Genomic DNA, 18,732 nt, shown 5'->3' on the forward strand with positions numbered 1-18,732 from the left:
AACAGCCGGTCGGCGGGTTCAGCGGGTCAGCAGGTCTGGCGGACGTATCCGCTGGTTCCCAGCGGTACGACGTCCACATCGCGGCGGACGACGCTGAGCTTCGTGCCGTAACCCGAGCACGCCTTCTGGAGGCCCTTGGCGGTGTACTCGATGACGATCACGTTGTTGCCGAAGCCGGAGGTGTAGTCGCCGCACTCGTTGTACGTGGCGCATTCCTCGGCGACGGCGAAGTCCAGGCCGTTGGCGACCCGGTCGCCGGACAGTTGCGGGGTGTTCTTCTGCGCGATCGCCATGTTCTTGGAGTGCGCGTGGGCGGAGAGGAGCTTGATGTACGACTCGGCCTCGGCCTTGGTCAGGTAGCCGGAGAAGCGGTCGTAGGTGTCGAAGTTGTCGGGTTCGACGCCCTGGAAGCCCTTGGCCGCGCACTGGTCGACCCAGCCGTTGACCTTGGCGGCGATCCGCTGCCGCTTGTCGGCGGTGCGGATGTCGAGGATCGCCTCGTTCCAGTCCTTGTCCTTGACGACGGCGCCCTTGGAGTCCCGCAGCAGCAGGTCGGCGTCCCACTGGCCCTCGGCGCCCTCCTGGGCCTGGAAGGCGTTGACGTAACAGATGTTGTAGACCCCGGCGGCGGCCGGAGCGGTGTAGTCGCGGCTGACCACGGAGACACCGGCGGGCGGGGTGTAGGGGCCCCCGATCTGGTAGTCGAATCCGGCGTGCGCCGGAGGCGGGGAGACGGACTGGGGCGCGGCCCCTGCGGAATCGGGAGCGAGTGAGGGGACAGCCACGACTGCGGCGACGGCCGCGAGGGCGGCCAGACTCCGACGGGACCGGACACGATTCATGCGCATCATCGAGCTCCTGATGATGGGGGGTACGTCCCCGCCTCGGACGCTGACAGCGATCCTGGCGACTTTGTCCGGGCTTGCGGCGCACGGCCGCCCACCGGCTAGGCGTACCTCTGACGTCGGTGCTCAACTCCGACGTTCGCCAGGAGTTAACCGCGCAGAATTCGTCATGTCAACCGCCCTCTTCTGCGCAAATCATGCTCACTTACGCATCGGAGTGCGCATTATGCTGCACGCATGCTGAGAACTGAGCGTCATGCGCGCATACTTGAGCATGTCTCCGCCAGGGGCGGCATCGACGTCCACGAGCTGTCCCGGCTGCTCGGCGTCTCCACGGCCACCGTCCGCCGCGACCTCCAGCACCTGAGCGAACTCCACCTGCTGCGCCGCACCCACGGCGGGGCGGCGGTCGGCCCGGTCGACCTGGAGGTCCCGCTCCAGCACCGCGCGGGCCGCAGCCGACCGGAGAAGCAGGCCATCGCGAGGGCGGCGGCGGCCCTGGTGCCGGACGGCGCGGTGGTCGGCATGAACGGCGGCAGTACGGTGACGGAGGTGGCCCGGCTGCTGGCCGCCCGAGGACCGCTCACCGTCGTCACCAACGCCGTGAACATCGCGGCCGAGTTGGTTCTGCACAAGCACGTGACGCTCGTCGTGATCGGCGGCAACGCCAGGAACGCCAGCTATGAGCTGGTGGGCCCGATCGCCGAGAAGACCCTGGCCAGCTACCACACCGACATCGCCTTCCTCGGCGTCGACGGCATCAGCGCGGCCCACGGCTGCACCACGCACGACCAGTTGGAGGGCGGCACCGACCGCGCCTTCGCCGACAACAGCGACCGTACGGTCGTGGTCGCCGACCACACGAAGATCGGCCGGGCCACGCTCGCCAAGATCTGCCCGCTCGCCGAGATCCACGACCTGGTGACCGACGGCGCGGCGCCGGACGCCGAGCTGGCCCGTATCGCGGGCGCGGGCGTACGGGTGACGGTCGGCTGAGCGCTTCTCCCGCCACGGTCGGCCGCGTGCTGTGCGGGGGCGCGCCGACCGCTGTTCAGCGGTACCGGGAAGCGCCGACCGTCGTTCACGGCGCCGGGGCGCGCCTGACGCGCAGGGTCAGCACCTCCGACTCCTCACGCCAGTAGGCGATGTTGTGCCGGGTGATGACCGTGTCGCCGTGCTCGGGACCGAGCACCCGCTCCATGTCGACCAGCAGCTCCTCGAAGGCGCGCGCCGCGCCTGCCGCGTCCCCCGCCCGCCCCCGCAGCCGCGCGACATTGTGCCGGGTGGTGAGCGTGTGCGGATGGTCCGGGCCGAGCACGCGGAGCCGGTCCGCCAGCAGCTCCTCGAAGGCGCGCGCCGCGCCGCTGACGTCCCCGGCCCGCCCGCGCAGCCGCGCGATGTTGTGCCGCGTGGTGAGCGTGTCCGGATGGTCCGGGCCCAGCACCCGCGCCGCGTCGGCCAGCAGCTCCTCGAAGGCGCGCGCCGCGCCCTCGGCGTCCCCCGCGCGCCCCTGCCAGTAGGCCAGGTCGTGCCGGGTGGTCAGGGTGTCGGGGTGGTCCTGGCCCAGCACCCGCACCATGTCGACCAGCAACTCCCGTAGCCCCTCGGCCGCTTCGGCCGTCTCCCCCGCGCGACCGCGCAGCCGGGCCATGTTGTGCCGCGTGCTGAGCGTGTCCGGATGGTCGGGGCCCAGCACCCGCAGCCGGTCCGCCAGCAGCTCCTCCAGCGCGGTGGCGGCGTCCTCCGCGTCCTGCGCGTACTCCGCCTCGCCGCTCCAGTAGGCGATGTTGCCGCGGGTGGTGAGCGTGTGCGGGTGGTCTGGGCCGAGCACCCGCAGCCGGTCCGCGAACAGTTCGCGGAAGGCGCTGATCGCGCCCTGCGCGTCGCCCGCCGCGCCCCGCCAGTACGCCAGGTCGTGCCGGGCTGCGAGGGTGTCGGGGTGGTCGGGGCCCAGGTGCTGGTGGGTGGTCCTGGCCAGCAGCCTGAAGTGCCCGGCCGCGGCGGCCACCTGGCCCGCGACGCCCAGGCTCTCGCCGACCCGGTAGAGCAGGGCGTGCGCGTGCGGGCGGTGCAGGGCGCTCTCCGCCTTGCCGGTCAGCGCCGTGGTGTTGGCGCGCAGCGCCTGCGCGAGGTCGGTGTCGCGCTCGACCTCGGGCCAGACCGCGGTCAGTGCGTCGGCCGCGGTACGGGCCAGCGCGTCGTGGTCCGCCTCGCCGAGCGTGTCCCGGACGGCCCGCTGGATGAGCTGGTGGACACGGACCGCCCGGTGCCCGGTCTTCGGGGTGTGGTCGATCAGATTGAGCCCGTGCAGATCGCGCAGGGCCCGTACGGTCTGCTGCTCGGTGATCCCGCGCGCCGGGCACTGCTCGGGGGCGGCCCGGCGCACGACGCGGGTGAGGTGGTCGCGGACCGGCCCGCTGGTGAGCACCGGCTGCGGGATGCCGTTCGGGTCGAGCAGCGCGGCCAGCTCCAGCAGGGACCTGGCCAGACCCCGGGGACCGCGGGCGTCGGCGCGGTCCACCGACAGCGACCAGACGGCGGCCACGCCCGCGGTCTGGTCGTCGGGCAGGGTCGGCGGCCTGAGGTCGGCCAGCCGGGCCCGGTTCGCCAGCAGCGCGCGGTAGTCGTGGCAGCCGATGTCGGCGTCGATGAGATACGCGGCGGCCTGGGACAGGGCCAGCGGCAGTCTGCCCAGGTCCTCGGCGAGCAGCGCGACCTCCTCGGGCGCCTCCACCCGGCCGCGCGCGGCGAGCGCCTCCGTCAGATAGCCGGTCGCCTCCCGCGGGGTGAACAGGCCGACGGTCACCATGCGGCGGCCCGCGCCGGTCAGGGCGGCGTCCCGGCTGCGGGTGGTGACGACCGTACGGCCGAGGGGGTGGTCCGGCGGCCACAGGCCGGTGAGGTCGGCGGGGTCCGTCACATTGTCGAGGACCAGCAGCCAGCGGCAGTGTCCGGCCGCCGCGCCGGGGCCGGGCTCCAGCCAGGCCAGGAACTCCTGCGCGGCGCGCGCCGGTTCGTCCCGCTCGATGTGCAGCACCCGCGCGGCGGCGTCGGCGTACGCGTCGATGACGGCCTGCCGGGTCGAGGCCGTGACCCACATCAGCAGGTCGACCTCGCCCGCCCGCCAGGCGTGGTGGGCGCGCCGGGCGGCGAGCTGCGTCTTGCCGACGCCGCCCATGCCGGTGAGCACCTGGCAGACCACGGCGGTGCCGGGGCCGGTCAGCGCGGTGTCCAGGGCGTGGATCACGTCCCGGTGCTGGAACCAGTCGGCCGACCGGGGCACCACGCCGACCCTGACCGGCCAGTTGACCGGCGAGCGCGGCACGACATGCCAGTGGTGGTGCTGGTGGATGTCGCCCGCGACGCCCGCCGCGACACCGCCGCCGGCCGCGGTGACAGCGGAAGGGGCCGGGGCAGGGACCGGGGCAGGGACCGGGGCCGCGTGGGACCGGGCCTCGGCGTCGGTACGGGGCCGGGCCTCGGCCTCCGTGCGGCTCCGGCCCTCGGCGGGGACCCGCGACGGGGTGGCCGCGGGCAGCATCGGCAGCGTCGGGACGGTGTCCGAAGGCTCCGGCACGCGCGGCGGCGCCACCGGCGCGGGTGCGTACGGCGGCGCGGGCGGTGCGTACGGCGGCGCGGACAAAGGGGCGGGGACGGCTCCGGGTGCGCTCAGCCCTGGGGCGGACCCGGCAGAGGAGGGTTTTCCATCCGTACGTCCCCCATCCGTACGTCCCCCATCCGTAACGACGCCGCGGACCCGTCCCGGGCTCGTACGTCGACGTCGCCGCCGACCGCGATCCCGTCACCGGTGGCCGCCGCCGTCCCGGCGGGCGGGCCGCCCGGCGGTCCGCCGCCGTAGGGACGGTCCCGCAGCCGGTCCACCGCCTGCCGCAGCGCCGTGGCCAGCGCCGCGTCCCGCTCGACGGCCTCGTCGAGCGCGTCGGTCAGGCGGCGCCTGGTCCGCTCGGTGACCGCGCCGTCAGGGGCGGCGCACTCCTCGGTGGCCAGCCGCAGCGCGGGGTCCTCGCCGAGCAGCACGCGGACCAGCGAGTACAGCCGGTCGAGTTCGCCGACCTGGACCTCGTCCAGGTCGTGCCGCCGCTGCTCGGCACCGCTCGCTCGCCACGTGAGCCACACGCAGACATGGCCGACCGCGGCCTCGACACCCGTCACCCCGTACCCCCATGCGCTCACTCGTCTCCACCGACGGTAGCCAGCCGCGCGCGGCCCGGCATCCGATCTCGGCAAGCCGTCGCGAATTGGCACCGCGGGCACACGATTCCACAGACGACCCACGGTGCACACGCGTCAACTCCGGCCCCGGCCGGGGTACCTCGGCTCCTCAGGCGCCCCCGTGGTGCAGCGCGTCCAGGGCGGCCAGTTCGTCGGCGGTGAACCGCAGCGCGCCCGCGGCCACGTTCTCCACCAGGTGGTCGGGGTTGCCGGTGCCGGGGATGGCCAGGACGTGCGGGCCGCGCTGGAGGGTCCAGGCGGTCCTGATCTGGGCGGCGGTCACACCGTGGGCGCGGGCCGCGGCCAGCACCTGCTCGCTCTCCGCGGCGCCCGCCCCCGACTCGCGGCCCGCGCCCGCGATGGCGAAGAACGGCACGAAGGCGACGCCCTGTTCACCGCACAGGTCCAGGAAGTCGTCGTCCTCGCCGGGCAGTCCGAGCGCGTACTTGTTCTGTACGCACACCACCGGCGCGATGGCGCGGGCCTCGGCGAGGTGGCGCGGCCCGACGTTGGAGATCCCGAGGTGGCGGATCAGCCCGCGCTCGCGCAGCTCGGCGAGCGCGCCGAAGTGCTCGGCGATGGAGTCCGCGCCCTGATTGCGGTAGTTGACCACGTCGAGGTGGTCCCGGCCGAGCTGCCGCAGATTCTCCTCGACCTGTCCGCGCAACTGCGCGGGCGTCGCGGCGGGCAGCCAGGCGCCCGAAGGGTCGCGCCCCGGGCCGACCTTGGTGGTGATGACGAGGTCGTCGGGGTACGGCGCCAGCGCCCGGTTGATCAGCTCGTTGGCCGAGCGCAGGGCGGAGAAGTAGAAGGCGGCGGTGTCGATGTGGTTCACACCGAGTTCGACCGCGCGCCGCAGCACGCCGATCGCGCGCTCGCGGTCGCTGGAGCCGCTGTCGGGAGCGAACGCTCTGCCGTCCTGCGGCAGCCGCATCGCCCCGAAGCCCATCCGGTTGACGGTCAGATCGCCGAGCGTCCACGTGCCCGCGGCGTCCGCGGTGATCGTCGTCTCAGAAGTCATCGGAGGATTCTCCCACGGCGGCCCACAGTCGCCCCCGAGGGACGTCGAGGTGACATTCAGGCCACATCCGGAGTCCAGCGGGAGTGTCGCGCATCACCGTCGCGACCGGGACCGCGCGGGCCGCTCGGCCTTGTGCCCGCAGGTCATGCCGGGTCATAGTCGTTCTTGGCACCGCACCGAAACATTTCGGGACCGCCCGGCGGGGACCGGATCCGGCCGAAGCGGAATCGGCGCGGCGCCGCTGCGTGCCCGCCGTGTCCCCCTCCCCGGCCGCTGGGCTACAGGAGTGCAACAGTCGTTACGGGGAGGCTGACCCCAAAGCGGACCAAACGTTAACCTTGTCGCATCTTGCGGCCGTTTGGGACCGCTGGGGGAACAGCACAGAGCTCAGGGGGGCTCATGCGAAGAGCTGGGGCAATAACCGCTGCCTTCTCACTGGCGGCGGCTTCGATGATCGGATTCACCGCCGCGCAGTCCGCGTCCGCGCTCACCGCGCCGGTCGCGATGACCGCGGACGACCTGCCGACCTGGCAGACCAACGGCGTCGTGTGGGCGCTGGCCCAGGCGCACGGTGTGGTCTTCGCGGGCGGCACCTTCTCCACCGTCCGGCCGCCGGGCGCCGCCGCGGGCACCGGCGAGCAGCAGGCGCTCAACTTCCAGGCGTTCGACGCCGCCACGGGCGCGCCGACGTCCTGCAAGCTGTCCTTCACGGTCGGCTCGGGCACGGCGACGATTCGGGCGCTGGCCGTCTCACCGGACGAGTCGACGCTGTACGCGGGGGGCACCTTCGGTTCGGTGAACGGCGTTCCGTCGAGCAGCCTGGCGGCGATCGACATCGCCACCTGCACCGTGAGAACCACGTTCAAGGTGTCGGTCTCGGCGCAGGTCCGCAGCATCGTGGCGACGAACGACACGGTGTACATCGGCGGCAATTTCCTCACCGTCGCCGGGCAGCCCCGGCAGCGCTTCGCCGCGCTGACGACCACGGGCGCGCTCAAGCCGTTCACGGCCAACGCCGACAAGGCGGGCAAGGCCATGGTGCTCAGCCCGGACGGCACCAGGCTCGTCATCGGCGGCGACTTCAACACCGTCAACGGGGTCAATTCGCACGCGCTGGCCGTGGTCAACGCCACGACCGGCGCCAATGTGAAGACCTATCCGGGCTTCATCTCGGCGACCTCCACCGTGCAGGACCTCACGAGGGACGCCACCGGCTTCTTCACCGCCAACGAGGGCACGGGCGGCGGTGTCTTCGACGGCCGCATCGCGCTCAACTTCAGCGACCTCAACCAGCGCTGGCGCGACACCTGCCTGGGCGCGACCCAGGCCGTCACCGTCTACAAGGGCGTGCTGTACAGCGGCTCGCACGCGCACGACTGCTCCAGCATGCAGCAGTTCCCGCAGCTCAACAACGACCGGCAGCACCTGCTCGCGGAGTCCGTCGACAACCCGAGGCCGCTGCTGGGCTGGTTCCCCGACACCGACGACGGCCCGGCGGGCACCGAGAAGATCGGCCCGCGCGCCCTCACCACCGCCTCCAGCGGCGGCACGGACTACCTGTGGGTGGGCGGCGAGTTCACCCGGATCGCCAGCAACGGCAACCGGCTCCAGCAGGGCCTGGTCCGCTTCCCGAGCGGCCCCGACACGCGCGCGCCGTCCGTACCGCTCCAGGTGACCGCGGCGAACGTGTCCGGCGGGGTACGGGTGAGCTGGCAGGCCAGCCTCGACCTCGACGACTCGACGCTGACGTACAGGATCTACCGCGACGGCACGCAGGTCGGCACGGTCACCGGTGACTCCAAGTTCTGGATCCGCCCGACGCTGACCTTCACCGACACCGCCGCCTCACCCGGCACCACGTACGCGTACCAGGTCACGGCGGGTGACGCGCCCGGCAACACCAGTGCCAAGTCGGCCGCGGCGGCCGTCACGACGCCGGGCGCGCCGACGTCCTCGACGGTGACGCTCAACGCGACAGCGGACAGTTACGTCAACGCGGGCGCGCCCTCGGCGAATTACGGGCCTGACCAGCAGCTCGCGGTGCGCGGCACGTCCGCGTACCACACGTACCTGCGGTTCGACCTGCCCGCCGCGCCCGGCGGCATGGTGCTCACGAGCGCGCGACTGACCCTGCGCACCAGCTCCGACGCCATCGCGAACTCGGTCGACACGCTCAATGTGCAGCATGTGACGGGGAGCTGGACGGAGACCGGGGTGACCTGGAACACCCGTCCCACGCTCGACCCGACGGTGCTCGGCACGGTGCCCGCGCCCACCGCGCTCCAGACCGACTACACCGCGACGCTCACCGCGGCGGCGCTGACGCCGGGGCTCGGCGGTCCGTACGACCTCGCGGTGACGTCCACCGGCACGGACTCGGCCTGGTTCTGGTCGAAGGACGCGCCCGGCACGTCGGGACATCCGCAGCTCGTCCTGACCTTCGCGAAGCCGTGACCGCGACCAGAGGCCGGTTCGCCGCGGCCGTCGTCATCGTGACGACGGCCGCGGCCGTCCTGGCCGGATGCGGCGGCGGCGGACACGCGGACGCGGCGCGGGACCGCGCCGCCCCCACCAGCGAGCGCCCGGCCTCCTCCGCGCCCGCCATCGGCCCCGACGGCACCGCGGAGCCGTCCGCCTCGGCCTCGACCGGTCCGGGCGGCGACGGCGGTGCGAACGGCGCCGACGCCAAGGAGTCGGCCCTGCCCGAATCCCAGCTCACCCCGGCCACCGGCACGTTCACCGACCAGCAGAAGAGCTATCTGGTCGGAAAGGTGCCCAAGGGCATGGACCCGGCCGCCGTTCTCCAGACCGGCCAGGAGTCCTGCGACCGGATCGCCAACACCGCGGACGCGAGTCCGAAGCTGGCGAAGGAGGCCATCGCGGACGGCGAGATCGCGGACGCGAAGGACGCGATCACGTATCTCTGCCCGAAGTACAAGAGCCTGCTCCGGTAGCGGATCGACCGGCCCGCCCGCGCGGCGGGCCGGTCGGCGCCGGGGACGGTCCGGGTATCGGAATTGGCGCGCGCTCCTTCGGGGCCGCGGATTACGATGCCCGAGCCGTCCCCTTCGCCGTTGTCACCTGCCACGGCGCGCGGGCGCGGTGGTCAAGCAAACGCCGAGCCTGGGAAAGCGCGGGACGTGATGGTTCGTCGAGCACACCGCCGACGGCACGCCGTATCCGTCCGGAGGTGTCGGCGCTGCGCCGGGTGACCGCGTCCGAGGCGGCCCTGGCCGCGCACCGGCAGATCAACGCCACGGCGGTCGGCTATCCGCGCGACAGCGGTGTGCCCGCGCTGTTCGAGGAGCGCGCGCGGCTGCGGCCAGAAGCGCCCGCGGTCGAACAGGGCGCGCGCACGGTCGGCTACGGGCAGCTCGACCGCCTCGCCAACGGCCTCGCCCGTGACCTGCTGGCGCGCGGACTCCCGCCGGGCGCGACCGTCGGGGTGTGCCTCGACCGCTCTCCCGAACTGGTCGTCGCACTGCTCGCCGTCCTCAAATGCGGCGGCTGCTACCTGCCGTTCGACGCGTCCTGGCCGGACGAGCGGCTGCGCGCGCTGCTGTCGGACGCCGACTGCCGGTGGGTGCTCACCGACCGGCCGGCGGAGCTGGCCGACCGGCTCGACGGCTGCCGGACCGTCCCGGTGACGCGGGGCGGTGTCGCGGAGAGCGAGCGCGGCCCGGAGGTCGAGGTCACGGGCGACGCCGTCGCGTACGTCAACTTCACCTCGGGTTCGACCGGCCGCCCCAAGGGGGTGCCGGTCCGGCACCGCGGTGTGGTCCGGCTGGTGTCCGGCGCCCGCTACGCCCGGCTCGGCGAGGGCGGCAGGCTGCTGCAACTGGCGCCGGTGACCTTCGACGCGGCGACCTTCGAGATCTGGGGCGCGCTGCTGACCGGCGGCACCTGCGTGCTCTACCCCGACGCGCGGCTGAGCCTGTCGAAGCTGGGGCGGGTGCTGCGCGAGAGCCGGGTCAATGTGCTGTTCCTGACCACGGCGCTGTTCAACTCCGTGCTGGACGAGGCGCCCGAAGCCCTCGACACGGTGGCCACCGTGCTGACCGGCGGCGAGCGCGCCTCGGTGCCGCGGCTGGCGCAGGCCGTACGCCGCTACGGCCCCGGCCGCCTGGTGCACGTCTACGGACCGACCGAGTCGACCACCTTCGCCACGTACCACCGGGTCGACGCGCTCCCCGCCGACGCGGCGGAACTGCCGATCGGCCGGCCGATCCAGAACACCCGGCTGTACGTGATCGACACGGACGGCGACGACGGCGGTGAGCTGTGCGAGCCGGGGCGGCCGGGCGAGATCTGGCTGGCGGGGGACGGTCTGTCGCCCGGATATCTGGGGATGCCGGAGCTGACCGCCCGGCTGTTCGTGGAGCGCGAGGTCGACGGCGTACGCGAACGGCTGTACCGGACGGGCGACTACGGGCATCTGCGGGCGGACGGCGCGGCGGTGTTCCACGGCCGCAGGGACGACCAGGTGAAGGTGAACGGCTACCGCATCGAACTGGGCGAGATCGCCCACCATCTGGACCGGCACCCGGCCGTCCGGCGCAGCTTCGTCACCGCGAGCGCCCGCGGCGAGAAGCCGGTGTGGGCGTTCGTCGTCACCGACGACCCGGCCTGCACCCCGCAGGCGCTCCGCGCCCATCTGCGCGCGCTGCTGCCCGGCTTCATGGTCCCGGCCCGCATCCAGCTCTGTGACACCCTGCCGTTGACCGCCAGCGGCAAGATCGACCGCACGGCCCTGCTCGCCGCCCACGCGCGCCGGCCGGCCCCGGAGGAGACCTGATGCCCGTCCGCACCACCGCCCCGGAGCCCGTCCGGGACGAGCCCGGCGGTGACTCCGCGCGCTCCGGCCTCTTCCGGGCCTCGACGGCGGGCCTGATCGCCGCCTTCGTCGGCTTCTCCAGCTCCTTCGCGGTGGTGCTCGAAGGGCTCAGCAAGGTCGGCGCGTCGCACGCCGAGGCCGCGTCGGGACTGATGGCGCTGTGCGTGGCGATGGGCCTGTGCGCGATCTACCTGAGCCTGCGCTCCCGGCTGCCGATCAGCATCGCCTGGTCGACGCCGGGCGCGGCGCTGCTGGCGGGCTCCGCGGGTACGCACGGCGGATTCGCGGCGGCCGTGGGCGCGTTCCTGCTCACGGGGGTGCTCGTCGTGATCTCCGGGCTGTGGAAGCCCCTCGGCCGGTGGGTCTCGGCGATCCCGAAGCCGCTGGCGAACGCGATGCTCGCGGGCATCCTGCTGCCGCTGTGCCTGGCTCCGGCGCACGCGGTCAAGTCCGACCCGGCGGTGGGCCTCGGTGTGATCCTCGCCTGGGCGGTCGTCGGCAGTGTCCGGAAGCTGTACGCGGTGCCCGCCGCGGTGGTCGTGGCCGTCGTCCTGATCGCCGCCACCACGCACATCGACACGGCCGCGCTCGGCCCGCTGTGGCCGCACCCGGTGCTGGTCACCCCGCACTTCACCGCCTCCGCGGTGATCGGCATCGCGCTGCCGCTGTACGTGGTGACGATGGCGTCGCAGAACATCCCCGGCATCGCGGTGCTCAATGTCAACGGCTACCACCCGGAGCCGGGGCCGCTGTTCGGCTGGACCGGCGTCTTCAGCCTGCTGTCGGCGCCCTTCGGCGGGCACGCGGTCAACCTGGCGGCGATCACCGCCGCGCTGTGCGCGGGCGAGGAGGCGGGGCCCGACCCGCGCAAGCGGTACCGGGCCGCGGTCGTCGCCGGCGGCGCGTACATCCTGCTGGGCCTGGGCGCGGCGGCGGCGGTCGCCTTCGTCAACGCCTCACCGCCCAATGTCATCGAGGCCGTCGCGGGACTCGCGCTGCTCGGCGCCCTCGGCAATTCCCTGACCGGCGCGATGGCCGACGCCGACCACCGCGAGTCGGCGGTCGTCACGCTCGTCGTCACCGTCTCGGGCGTGACCTTCTTCGGCGTCAGCGGCGCCTTCTGGGGCCTGGGCGCGGGCGGCGCGCTGTACGCGACGCGGCAGTGGCAGGCACGCCGGACGGAGCGGGCGGCAGCGGCGGACGCCGGGCCGGAAGCGGCGGCGCGTCCCGTACCGGAGACGGACGCGTGACACGCGGCGGCAGCCGCGACCTCCAGGAGGTCGCGGCTGCCCCGGGGTGACGCGTCGGGTCTGAACGCCTCGGCTCAGCGGTAGAGCCGCAGATCGGCCAGGCTCCACCAGTTGGCCGCCGTGCCCGTCGATGTGACGCGCACATAGCGTGCCGTGGTCGTACGGGGCAGGTCGGCGACGGTGAGCTGCCCGGTTCCCGTACCGGCGGCGGCCGTCCGCCAGGTGACGGCGTCGTCGCTGGTCGAGATCTGCCAGCCGCGGGCGTAGTCGCCGAGGTTGTCGCCGCTGTCGACGGCGACGCGGGAGAACGCGGTGCGCTTCTTGAGGTCGATCTGCACGTACTGACCGGGGGTCTGGGCCGCGCCGCTGGACCAGCGGGTCGAGCCGTCGGCGTCGATCGCGAGGTCGGGGGCGCCCTGCCCGGCGGGCTGGGAGGTGGCGCTCGCGCCGTTCAGCGGCACCGCGTGCGACCGGCTGGTCAGATCAGCCGACCTGGGCCACGTGAAGGTCGCCAGCGCACCGCCGGGCAGGGAGTATGCGAAGGTCCGGTCGCCGACGGCGACGGCGAAGGAGCGCGGGTCGTCGTTCTCGTTGTGCACGACGAGCGCGGTGGAGCCGTCGGGGTTGCGGAAGGCGACATCGGTGAGCTGGCCGTTCCAGCCGGTCGTGCCGTAGTTGGTGCTGCCGATCCGTACCGCGCCCGGCCGGACGAACTTCGACAGGTGGCCGATGGTGAAGAACTCGGCGCTGCGGGTGACCGTGCCGTCCGGCTGGACGGTCAGCAGGGCGGTGCAGGTGTCGCAGCCGCCGTTGTGCGGGCCGCCGTCGGCGTCCAGCGCGAGGTTCCAGTCGGCGACGGACTTCGCCCAGTTGCGCGTGGTGCCGACGGTGATCGTGCGCGCGTGCCAGGTCAGCGTGCCGCGGAAGATCTGCGCGGGCGTGTCGGTCGCGCCGTGCGAGCCGGAGCACTCCGTGAACCAGATGCCCTTGTCGGGGTGCGCGTCGTGCAGCGCGCTCTGCGCGCTGGGGTCGCCCGAGTAGCAGTGGTAGGCGGTGCCCGCGATCCACCGGGCGGCCGGGCTGTCCAGCACCTCGTACGGGTAGTCGGTCTGCGGGTCCTCGCCCATCTGCTCGGCGGTCTTGATGTCGTCGGGGTGCGTGGTCCAGTTGTGGTCGTAGGCGAGGATCTTGGTGCGCGGGCTGGCCCGGTGCAGCAGCGGTCCCAGCGCCTCGATCACCTTGACCTGCGCCTGCACGGGCAGGTCGGTGCCGGGGTACGCGGAGGGCTTACGGTTCTGCGGCTCGTTCTGCACCGTCAGGTAGTCGACGGGCACGCCCGCCGCCGCGTACGCCTGGACGAACTTCACCAGGTAGCGGGCGTAGGCGTCGTAGACCTTCGGGTCGTCCTTGAGGTGGCCGCCGACCAGCGAGTCGCCGTCCTTCATCCACGCGGGCGGGCTCCAGGGCGTGGCCATGACGGTGAGCCGGGGGTTGAGCCGCTTCGCCTGGCGCAGCAGCGGCAGGATCTGCCGCTGGTCGTGCGCGATGCTGAAGTGGCGCAGCGCGAAGTCGGTCTGCCCCGCGGGCATGTCGTCGTAGGTGTAGTGGGCGGCGGCGGCCGTGAAGTCGGAGGAGCCGATGGGCTGGCGCAGGAAGCTGACGCCGATGCCGCGGGCGGGGTCGAAGAGCTGCCGCATCGCGGAGTCCCGCGTCGTGCGCGGCAGTCGGCTCAGGACGGCGGCCGAGGAGTCGGTGAGCGCGCCGCCGAAGCCGTCCACGCTCTGGTAGCTCTGGTTCGGGTCGACGGTGATGGTGGTGAGGTCGGACGGTCCCCGGCCGAAGTCGACCGGCGCCTGCTGCCGTAGTTCCTGGGCGCCGTCGGCCGTGGTCAGCCACACCTGGGCGCGGGGTGGCGGCGCCGGGCGGGAGGGGGAGGCCGCGGTGGCGGCCGTCGGGGTGACGGCGGCCGTCTGGGCGGCCGGTACGCAGGCCAGGCAGAGTGCGGCGGCTGTGGCAGCGGCGGCACCTACGGCGCGTCTCCTCATCGTTCTCCTCGGGCAGCACTCATTCTGAAACGGAATGAAACATTTTCTGGAACCGTGGCGAAAATCAGGTAAGCGGTCGGCGGCGTGCGCTGTCAATGCCTTGTACCGATCCTGCCGTGACCCTGATGGGTCGGGGCGCTAAGCTGCGCACATGAAACGAACGGGTGTAACAGTTGGCTAGGTCACCGGGCACCCGCGTGACGGTCCGCGCCATCGCGGCGGAGGCGGGCGTCTCCATCGCCACCGTGTCGCGGGTCATGACAGGACAGGCCAACGTGGCCCCCGACACCCAGGCGCTGGTCCGCCGGGCGGTCGAACGGCTGGGGGCGCCGGCCCCCGTCCGGCGCGGCGCGGCGGACGGCGCGATCTACGTGCGCTGCCCGTATGTCCTCACCGACTACTTCGGTGTGATCGTCTCCTCGATCGCCGAGACGCTGGACCTGCACGGCAGGCGCGTGGTGCTCAGCGCGGGCGACGCGGCGCGCGAGGTCCAGGTGCTGCCGGGGCTGCCGGGCGACCCGGGCATCGCGGGCGCGATCCTCATCGTCCCGCCCGAGCCGGAAAGGGAGTTGGAGGTCCTGCGGGCCCAGGACTTCCCCTTCGTGGTCGTCGACCCGCGCACCCCGCTCCCCCGTGACATCGCCTCGGTCTCGGCCGCCAACCTCGCCGCGGCCCGCAGTGTCACCGCGCACCTGGTGGAGTTCGGCCACCGCCGGATCGGCGTCATCGGCGGACCGGGCGACTGGCTCGCCAGCAAGTCCCGTCTCGCGGGCCACACTTCGGCCCTCGCCGACGCCGGGGTGCTGCCCTCCCCCGAACTCCTGCGCAGCATCGAGCCGACCGCCGACTGGGGCTACGGGGCCGCCTGCGAACTCCTCGACCTCCCCCAACCCCCGACCGCGCTGGTCGCGTTCAACGACAAGGCCGCCGTCGGCGCGCTGCGCGCCGCCTACGAACGCGGCCTGCGCGTCCCCGAGGACCTCTCCATCACCGGCTTCGACGACATCGACCTCAGCCGCAGCACCGTGCCCCGCCTCACCACCGTCCGCCAGCCGCTCGAAGAGATGGGCCGGATGGCGGTCTCCCTGCTGATGCGGCTCCTGGACCGCCACACGGTCGACACCCTCCACGTCGAACTGGCCACCCACCTGGTGGTCCGCGGCTCGACGGGCCCGGCCCCGACGCCTCCCCGCTGACGCGGGGGGAGGACGTCCGGGGCCGGTGGGCCGCCCGGAGTCGGCGACAGGTGCGTCAGCGCTTGGGGCCGGTCGCGAAGACGCCCTCGGGGAAGGCGCCCGCGGCCAGCGCGCGCATGGTGAGGCCCTGGGCGATCTCGGTCAGACGGGCGGTGCCGGCCTCGCCGAGGTGCTCGTAGGGGGCGCGGCCGAGACGGTCGGTCTCGGACTCGATGTGGCGGCGCAGTTCGACACCCTGGTCGGTGAGCGAGCCGTCGGCGTCGAGAAGGCCGCGGTCGCGCAGCCGGGCGACGGCCGCGTCCCACTCCTGCTCGCTCCAGCCGCGGTGGGTCCTGGCGAAGCCCGGCAGGAAGCCCTTGCCGGTCGCGGTGTGGGTGACGAGGGCTTCCAGGCCGTCGAGTTCGGCGCAGAGCAGGACGGCGAGGTGTCCGTCGCCGCGGTACTCGCGCAGCAGCGTGGTGGCGTGCCAGAAGGCCAGGTGCGGCTCCTTCGGCGACGGCAGGGCCGCGTGGGCGGCGTAGAGGATACGGTCGCCGCCGGTGCACGCCTCGGCGGCCCGCTGGGCGAGTTCGGCGGCCTCGGCCATCTCCGGGGAGTCGACGGCGTCGCCGAGCAGACGGCGCTGTACGGCGTCGACCGCGCGCAGCCGCGCCGCGGTGATGTCCTCGGGGGCGGCCAGGGTCCAGGCGAGCGGGATGTGCCGGGCCACCAGGGAGGGACTGAAGTTGTAGAAGGTGCTCGTCACCACGGCGGGGCCGACCGGGCCGAGGGCGGCGGCGCGGCCCGCGAAGTAGCACATGCGGTTGTTCTCCAGCCCGGCCGCGACCAGCGCCGCCTGCGTCTCGGGCGCGAAGTACACCATCGAGTGCAGCGGTTCGAGCACCCGGAAACATTTCCTACCGGCCAGTAGCGTCATATCCGCCACTTTACTGAGATCGCCGCGCACGTCCACCCCCGGCGCACCACCTGCCGGCGCGCGGCCCCGGCGGCTCCCCGGCCCGGCGCGCGCGCGTCGTCCCCGCCCGTGGTCCGTCCCCGTCCGTCCGCTTTGGCACGGTCCCGCACCGGCCGCCGACCGGCCGACTTCAGGTTTTGACACTACCTTCACTACGATCCGGCGATGATCATAAGAAGGTTACTGACGGCCGGAGTTGGCTGCGGCCTGCTGGTCGTCCTGGCTTGCGGTCTGCTGCCCGCGAGCGCGGTCGCCGACGAACCCACGACACCGGCGACGCCGACGGCGCAAGCCGCCCCGAAGGTGGAACTGCTGCTCGATGTCAGCGGCTCCATGCGGGCGAAGGACATCGACGGGCAGTCGCGGATGGCCGCCGCGAAGCAGGCGTTCGACGACGTGCTGGACTCGGTGCCGGAGAACGTGGAGCTGGGCATCAGGACGCTCGGCGCCGACTATCCGGGCAACGACCGCAAGACCGGGTGCAAGGACACCCGGCAGCTCTACCCGGTCGGCCCGCTGAACCGCACCGAGGCCAAGGCCGCGGTGGCGACGCTGGCGCCCACCGGCTGGACGCCGATCGGCCCCGCGCTGCTCAAGGCGGCCGACGATCTCCAGGGCGGCGACGGCACCCGCCGCCTGGTGCTGATCACCGACGGCGAGGACACCTGCGCGCCGCTCAATCCGTGCGACGTCGCGCGGGACATCGCCGCCAAGGGCATCCATCTGGTCATCGACACGCTGGGCCTGATCCCGGACTCCTCGACCCGTAACCAGTTGACGTGCATCGCGGAGGCGACCGGCGGCACGTACACCGCCGTCCAGCACCGGCAGCAGCTCACCACCAAGGTGAAGCAGTTGGTGGGCCGCAGCACCGACGCCGTGGTGGCCCCGGTGGCCACCCGGGGCGCCGCGCGGTGCGCGGACGCGCCGCAGCTCAAGGCGGGGATCTACACCGACCGCGAGCTGTTCTCGGAGAACCGCTGGTACCGGGTGGACGTGCCGCCGGGGCAGGAGCTGCGCGCCTCGGTGAGCGTCTCCGCCGACCGCGCGGTGAACGCGAACTACGGCGTCCTGCTGCGTGGCGTGACCACGCACGGCCGGGAGATCGTCAGGGACGACGAGGGCGGCACCGGCCGTACCGACGTCGTGTCCGCCGGTATCCGCTACCCCAAGCCGCACGCGGACTCCGACACCCCGCCGGAGACGGTCTGCCTCCAGGTCGGCAACTCCTTCTCTGCCGCGCCGTCGGTCAAGACCACCCCCGGTCTGCCGGTGGAGCTCTCCATCGACCTGGTGGACTCCCCCGACCAGCCCTCCGACGTGGCCTTCTTCGGCCTCGGGCGCGGCTGGTGGCTGCTGGGCACGCTGGCCGTGGCCGGCGCGGTCCTCGGCCTGCTGTCGGGCTGGGTGTCCCGCTGGCGTCTGAACACGGGGAGGACCGTCTGATGCGTACGTCACCACGTAAGGCCGTACGGCTGCTGACGGTCACCGCGGCGGGGCTGCTGGCCGCCGCGGCGCTGGCCCTGAGCGCGGGCGGCGCGGTCGCCGACGACCCGTCGGCCGACCCGAGCGCGAGCACGGGTACGGCCGCTCCCGGCGACGGCGACACCGCGCCGACGGAGGCGGGGACGAGTTTCCGTACCGCCGCCGTCGTCCGGCAGGGGCAGGAGGCGACCGCGGACGCGTCGGCGGGCGACTACCTGTACTGGACGTTCCCCGCCGACAGCGGGCAGAACGTGACGGTGAAGGCCACCGTCACCTTCCCCGAGACCGCGGCCCGGCACGGCGCGTCCACCTGGCAGCTCGATGTGTACGACGGGCTGCGGCGCCGCCAGCCGTGCAGATACGGCGCGCAGAGCAGGTCCGTGGCGGCCGACGCGGGCTCGGTCGAGCTGGTCTGCCACCTGCGGGCGATCCGCTCGTGGGCCGACACCTGGTCCAACGATCCGCTGCGCGGCGGCTACTTCCTGCGGCTGACCGTGCTCGACCTGCCCGCGGCCGACCTCGGCCAGCCGGTCAAGGCGGCCGTGAAGGCCACCTCGGAGGGCACGGCGGGGCAGCAGGCGGTCGACGGCTCGGTGACGCCCGTGGTGTCGGCGTACGCGCCGCATGTGGCGCCGGGCGACGGCTGGGCGGGCACCTGGTGGTCGCCGCGCTGGCTGTGGACCGGCGGCGGCGGTCTGCTGGCCGCTCTGGCCGGTCTGGGCGCGCACCGACTCGCCCGGGGTCCGATCCGGTCTCGGCGGGACCCGCGCACCCCTGAGCGGCCCCGCGAGCCCGTGGGATACCGGGACTGAGGCAGCGGCACGCGAGGAGGGCCCGTCCGACCGGACGGGCCCTCCTTTCTCGCGTG

Annotated in this window: 14 protein-coding genes; 8 read left to right on the forward strand and 6 right to left on the reverse strand. The window is 73.3% G+C overall.

Annotation, left to right across the window (positions count from 1 at the left end):
* Window positions 1–26: 26 nt before the first annotated feature.
* A complete protein-coding gene (locus ACIOC1_RS13860; RefSeq protein ID WP_355346065.1) occupies window positions 27–848 on the reverse strand; it encodes an endo alpha-1,4 polygalactosaminidase in 822 nt (273 codons plus the stop codon).
* Window positions 849–1,082: 234 nt separating this feature from the next.
* Between ACIOC1_RS13860 and ACIOC1_RS13865 the strand changes: the two genes are divergently transcribed.
* On the forward strand, window positions 1,083–1,841 hold the full coding sequence (locus ACIOC1_RS13865; RefSeq protein WP_355346062.1) for a DeoR/GlpR family DNA-binding transcription regulator: 759 nt from the start codon (window positions 1,083–1,085) through the stop codon (window positions 1,839–1,841).
* A gap of 85 nt (window positions 1,842–1,926) precedes the next feature.
* Here ACIOC1_RS13865 and ACIOC1_RS13870 read toward each other — a convergent pair whose 3' ends face one another.
* The 3 genes from ACIOC1_RS13870 to ACIOC1_RS13880 form a co-directional block, all read right to left on the reverse strand.
* Window positions 1,927–4,422, reverse strand: coding sequence for a tetratricopeptide repeat protein (locus ACIOC1_RS13870; protein WP_401854132.1), 2,496 nt, complete (start codon window positions 4,420–4,422; stop codon window positions 1,927–1,929).
* Between the two features lie 92 nt (window positions 4,423–4,514).
* Window positions 4,515–5,039 carry a hypothetical protein gene (locus ACIOC1_RS13875; RefSeq protein WP_401722483.1) on the reverse strand — a complete coding sequence of 175 codons (525 nt, stop codon included), beginning with the start codon at window positions 5,037–5,039 and terminating at the stop codon, window positions 4,515–4,517.
* 148 nt (window positions 5,040–5,187) lie between these two features.
* Window positions 5,188–6,099: an oxidoreductase gene (locus tag ACIOC1_RS13880; RefSeq protein ID WP_355346053.1), complete on the reverse strand. Its 912-nt coding sequence runs from the start codon at window positions 6,097–6,099 to the stop codon at window positions 5,188–5,190.
* Window positions 6,100–6,549: 450 nt separating this feature from the next.
* Between ACIOC1_RS13880 and ACIOC1_RS13885 the strand changes: the two genes are divergently transcribed.
* The 4 genes from ACIOC1_RS13885 (at window position 6,550) to ACIOC1_RS13900 (ending at window position 12,183) form a co-directional block, all read left to right on the forward strand.
* Window positions 6,550–8,553 (forward strand): DNRLRE domain-containing protein, encoded by a 2,004-nt coding sequence (locus ACIOC1_RS13885; RefSeq protein ID WP_401854135.1) that lies wholly within the window; start codon window positions 6,550–6,552, stop codon window positions 8,551–8,553.
* Window positions 8,550–9,053 (forward strand): hypothetical protein, encoded by a 504-nt coding sequence (locus ACIOC1_RS13890; RefSeq protein ID WP_401854138.1) that lies wholly within the window; start codon window positions 8,550–8,552, stop codon window positions 9,051–9,053. The genes ACIOC1_RS13885 and ACIOC1_RS13890 overlap by 4 nt, the downstream gene beginning before the upstream one ends.
* A 236-nt stretch (window positions 9,054–9,289) precedes the next feature.
* Window positions 9,290–10,894, forward strand: a complete 1,605-nt coding sequence (locus tag ACIOC1_RS13895; RefSeq protein WP_401854140.1) for an amino acid adenylation domain-containing protein — start codon at window positions 9,290–9,292, stop codon at window positions 10,892–10,894.
* Complete coding sequence (locus ACIOC1_RS13900; RefSeq protein WP_401854143.1) at window positions 10,894–12,183, forward strand: benzoate/H(+) symporter BenE family transporter; 1,290 nt, start codon at window positions 10,894–10,896, stop codon at window positions 12,181–12,183. The genes ACIOC1_RS13895 and ACIOC1_RS13900 overlap by 1 nt, the downstream gene beginning before the upstream one ends.
* 74 nt (window positions 12,184–12,257) lie before the next feature.
* Here the strand turns inward: ACIOC1_RS13900 and ACIOC1_RS13905 are convergent, their stop codons facing one another.
* Window positions 12,258–14,228, reverse strand: coding sequence for a discoidin domain-containing protein (locus tag ACIOC1_RS13905; protein ID WP_401722500.1), 1,971 nt, complete (start codon window positions 14,226–14,228; stop codon window positions 12,258–12,260).
* A gap of 173 nt (window positions 14,229–14,401) precedes the next feature.
* Between ACIOC1_RS13905 and ACIOC1_RS13910 the strand changes: the two genes are divergently transcribed.
* Window positions 14,402–15,424: a LacI family DNA-binding transcriptional regulator gene (locus ACIOC1_RS13910; RefSeq protein WP_355346035.1), complete on the forward strand. Its 1,023-nt coding sequence runs from the start codon at window positions 14,402–14,404 to the stop codon at window positions 15,422–15,424.
* Window positions 15,425–15,479: 55 nt separating this feature from the next.
* Here the strand turns inward: ACIOC1_RS13910 and ACIOC1_RS13915 are convergent, their stop codons facing one another.
* The gene (locus ACIOC1_RS13915; RefSeq protein ID WP_391045532.1) at window positions 15,480–16,340 is read right to left on the reverse strand and encodes an SCO6745 family protein; all 861 of its coding nucleotides are present in this window, start codon (window positions 16,338–16,340) and stop codon (window positions 15,480–15,482) included.
* A 204-nt stretch (window positions 16,341–16,544) separates the two neighbouring features.
* Between ACIOC1_RS13915 and ACIOC1_RS13920 the strand changes: the two genes are divergently transcribed.
* Both ACIOC1_RS13920 and ACIOC1_RS13925 read left to right on the forward strand, forming a co-directional pair.
* On the forward strand, window positions 16,545–17,825 hold the full coding sequence (locus ACIOC1_RS13920; RefSeq protein WP_401854146.1) for a VWA domain-containing protein: 1,281 nt from the start codon (window positions 16,545–16,547) through the stop codon (window positions 17,823–17,825).
* Entirely contained in the window at window positions 17,825–18,676 is an 852-nt protein-coding gene (locus ACIOC1_RS13925; protein ID WP_355346026.1) for a hypothetical protein, read from the forward strand. The genes ACIOC1_RS13920 and ACIOC1_RS13925 overlap by 1 nt, the downstream gene beginning before the upstream one ends.
* Window positions 18,677–18,732: the final 56 nt, after the last annotated feature.

Origin of the sequence: Streptomyces sp. NPDC088197 (genome assembly GCF_044741185.1) — a bacterium.
Classification (GTDB): domain Bacteria; phylum Actinomycetota; class Actinomycetes; order Streptomycetales; family Streptomycetaceae; genus Actinacidiphila.

Coding starts and splice junctions, on each gene's coding strand:
- ACIOC1_RS13860 (WP_355346065.1), bottom strand. CDS start 848: ATGCGCATGAATCGTGTCCGGTCCCGTCGGAGTCTGGCCGCCCTCGCG.
- ACIOC1_RS13865 (WP_355346062.1), top strand. CDS start 1,083: ATGCTGAGAACTGAGCGTCATGCGCGCATACTTGAGCATGTCTCCGCC.
- ACIOC1_RS13880 (WP_355346053.1), bottom strand. CDS start 6,099: ATGACTTCTGAGACGACGATCACCGCGGACGCCGCGGGCACGTGGACG.
- ACIOC1_RS13885 (WP_401854135.1), top strand. CDS start 6,550: ATGATCGGATTCACCGCCGCGCAGTCCGCGTCCGCGCTCACCGCGCCG.
- ACIOC1_RS13900 (WP_401854143.1), top strand. CDS start 10,894: ATGCCCGTCCGCACCACCGCCCCGGAGCCCGTCCGGGACGAGCCCGGC.
- ACIOC1_RS13905 (WP_401722500.1), bottom strand. CDS start 14,228: ATGAGGAGACGCGCCGTAGGTGCCGCCGCTGCCACAGCCGCCGCACTC.
- ACIOC1_RS13915 (WP_391045532.1), bottom strand. CDS start 16,340: ATGACGCTACTGGCCGGTAGGAAATGTTTCCGGGTGCTCGAACCGCTG.
- ACIOC1_RS13920 (WP_401854146.1), top strand. CDS start 16,545: ATGATCATAAGAAGGTTACTGACGGCCGGAGTTGGCTGCGGCCTGCTG.
- ACIOC1_RS13925 (WP_355346026.1), top strand. CDS start 17,825: ATGCGTACGTCACCACGTAAGGCCGTACGGCTGCTGACGGTCACCGCG.